This window comes from Mycobacterium sp. TH-M106 (assembly GCF_057473765.1).
Genome location: NZ_JBYCLE010000412.1, coordinates 1 through 2,581 on the forward strand (window position 1 = coordinate 1; position 2,581 = coordinate 2,581).

A 2,581-nucleotide genomic window follows, 5' to 3' on the forward strand; every position below is an offset into this window, starting at 1 on the left:
TAAGAAAAGGCGTGCCCGCTTCCCGGCCGGCCCGGCCCGAGCAGCCCGACCCGATCGCTTCGGCGCGGGCCAACTGGGAGCGGGCCGGCTGGGGTGAGGTGGCCGACGGGATGGTCGCGGTCACGTCGGTGATGCGGGCCCACCAGATTCTGCTGGCACGGGTGGAGGCCGCGTTGCGCCCGTATCACCTGAGCTTCTCCCGCTTCGAGCTGTTGCGGCTGCTGGCGTTCAGCCGTATCGGTGCGCTGCCGATCACCAAGGCCTCCGACCGGCTGCAAGTCCACGTCACCAGCGTCACGCACGCGATCGCCCGGCTGGAAGCAGCCGGCCTGGTCAAGCGCCTGCCGCACCCCACCGATGGCCGGATCACGCTGGTGTCCATCACCGAGCGTGGCCGCTCGACGGTGGAGGCGGCGACGCTCACGCTGAACGACGAGGTGTTCGCCGATATCGGGATGTCGGCCCGCGAGGCGCAGGCGTTGTCGTCGTCGATCCAGTCATTGCGGCACAATGCCGGTGACTTTTAGGAGGGTGACCATGAGAGTCGTCTGGGCGTTCGTGATCGTCGTCTGCTCGGCGCTGAGCATGGTCGTGACCACAGCGACGTCGGCCGCCGATCCGCCGCCGGAAGCGTCTGCGCCGATCGCGTTGGCCGACAGTCTGGTCGCCGCCGAACAGACGCTGCGCGACCCGTCGTCGTCGGAGGCCGCGCTGACGCAGGCCGCGCGCCGCCAGCAGGTGGCCTACCGCGCCCTGGGCTGGCATCCGGAGTGGGACGCGCTCGCCCGCCAGCGGATTCCGCGGTCGCTGCTTGAGGTCTACGACCGCAACATCGACGCGCGTCGGCAGCTGGCCGCGCTGGTTGCCGGCGAGCCGAAGTCCACGCTGCCCGCGTGGCGCATCGACCCGCCGGCGCCGGCCGACGAGCTGCTCGGCTACTACCGCGAAGCCGAGGCGGCGACCGGCGTCGGCTGGAACTACCTGGCGGCGATCAACTTGGTGGAAACCGGCTTCGGCCGCATCGTCGGCGCGAGCACCGCCGACGCGCGAGGGCCGATGCAGTTCCTGGTCTCGACGTTCGCGAGATACGGCGACGGCGGCGACATCACCTCGCCGCATGACGCCATCATGGCCGCTGGCCGCCTCCTGGCCGCCAACGGCTTCGCCAGCTCGCGTGACCGAGCCGTCTTCGGCTACAACCACTCCGAGCACTACGTCCGCGCGGTCGACGACTACGCCACCGTGCTGGCAACCGAACCCGGCGCGTTCGGAAGTTACTACCGGTGGGACGTCTACTACCACACCACCGCTGGTGACGTGTTGCTGCCGGTCGGTTACGCCGAAACCGAACGAATCCCGGTCACCGACTACCTGGCGGCCCACCCGCAGTGACTCCCTGGCGGCCCGCCCTGGCGGCCCGCCCTGGCGGCCCCCGGCGGCCCGCCCCGGCGGCCCGCCCTGGCGGCCGAGCATGCGCAAAATCGCACTGCGCGGCTCCGCGGAGTGCGATTTTGCGCATGCTCGCCGAGTCTGGCCTCACTCAGTCCAGGTCGGCAACAGACCGGCGGCTTGGACTTCGGCCAGGGTGAGTGCGGCGGCGTCGCGCTCGGAGAGCCGCATCTTGTCTGCAGGCGTCGGCCAGTCGATGCCCAGCGCCGGGTCGGTGGCGGCGATGGTGTGCTCGCGCTGCGGGTTGTACTCGGCCGAACACAGATATACCACCGTCGAATTGTCGCGCAGCGCGAGGAACCCATGCGCCAAACCTTCGGAGATGTACACCGCGCGGCGGTCACGGTTGTCGAGCAGCACCGAGTCCCAGCAGCCGAATGTCGGTGAGCCTAGCCGGATGTCGACGACGACGTCGAAGACCGACCCAGACACGCACGTCACGTATTTGGCTTGGCCCGGTGGGACCTCGGCGAAGTGCAGGCCACGTAGCACCCCGGCCGCCGACATCGAACAGTTGGCCTGCCTCAGGTCGAAGCGGTGCCCAGTGAACGCGGTGAACTCGCGGTCGGTGAACCACTCGAAGAACAGCCCGCGGGCATCGGCATGCTGGGCCGGGGTGATTTCCCACGCACCCGGAATGTCGAGTTCACGTACCGCCATGTCACTGACCCCTTTGTTCATATCGGGCCTCGGTGGCGTCTTTGAGTGGCGCCCACCATGATTCGTTGGCGCGGTACCAGGCGATGGTGTCGCGCAGGCCGTCCTCGAAGTCGGTGTGCTGCGGTTTCCAGCCCAGCTCGTCGCGGAGCGCCGACGAGTCGATGGCGTACCGCAGGTCGTGGCCGGCTCGGTCGGGAACGTGGTCGAAGTCGTCGGGATCGCGGTCCATCAGTCGCAGGATCGCCTGCAGCACCGCCAGGTTAGCGAGTTCCCCGTCCGCGCCGATCGGATAGGTGCGGCCGATCTGACCGTGCTCCAGGATCTGCCAGACCGCCGCGTTGTGGTCATCGACATGAATCCAGTCGCGCACATTGGCGCCGCTGCCGTACAGCTTGGCGCGACGGCCGGTCAGCAGGTTGGTGATCTGGCGCGGAATGAACTTCTCCACATGCTGATACGGGCCGTAATTGTT

At 68.5% G+C, this 2,581-nt stretch carries 4 protein-coding genes; 2 read left to right on the forward strand and 2 right to left on the reverse strand.

The features are described 5' to 3' along the window. The first annotated feature begins 11 nt into the window (after nt 1-11). Nucleotides 12-527 (forward strand): MarR family transcriptional regulator, encoded by a 516-nt coding sequence (locus tag AC2VOP_RS14475; protein WP_486961619.1) that lies wholly within the window; start codon nt 12-14, stop codon nt 525-527. Between the two features lie 58 nt (nt 528-585). Then, the gene (locus tag AC2VOP_RS14480) at nt 586-1,392 is read left to right on the forward strand and encodes a lytic transglycosylase domain-containing protein (RefSeq protein ID WP_486961620.1); all 807 of its coding nucleotides are present in this window, start codon (nt 586-588) and stop codon (nt 1,390-1,392) included. 144 nt (nt 1,393-1,536) lie between these two features. Here AC2VOP_RS14480 and rfbC read toward each other — a convergent pair whose 3' ends face one another. Together rfbC and AC2VOP_RS14490 are read right to left on the reverse strand one after the other, a co-directional pair. Next, nucleotides 1,537-2,109: a dTDP-4-dehydrorhamnose 3,5-epimerase gene (gene rfbC / locus AC2VOP_RS14485; protein WP_486961617.1), complete on the reverse strand. Its 573-nt coding sequence runs from the start codon at nt 2,107-2,109 to the stop codon at nt 1,537-1,539. 1 nt (nt 2,110) lies between these two features. After that, nucleotides 2,111-2,581 (reverse strand): GDP-mannose 4,6-dehydratase (locus tag AC2VOP_RS14490; RefSeq protein WP_486961618.1); only part of this gene is annotated, 471 nt, incomplete at its 5' end.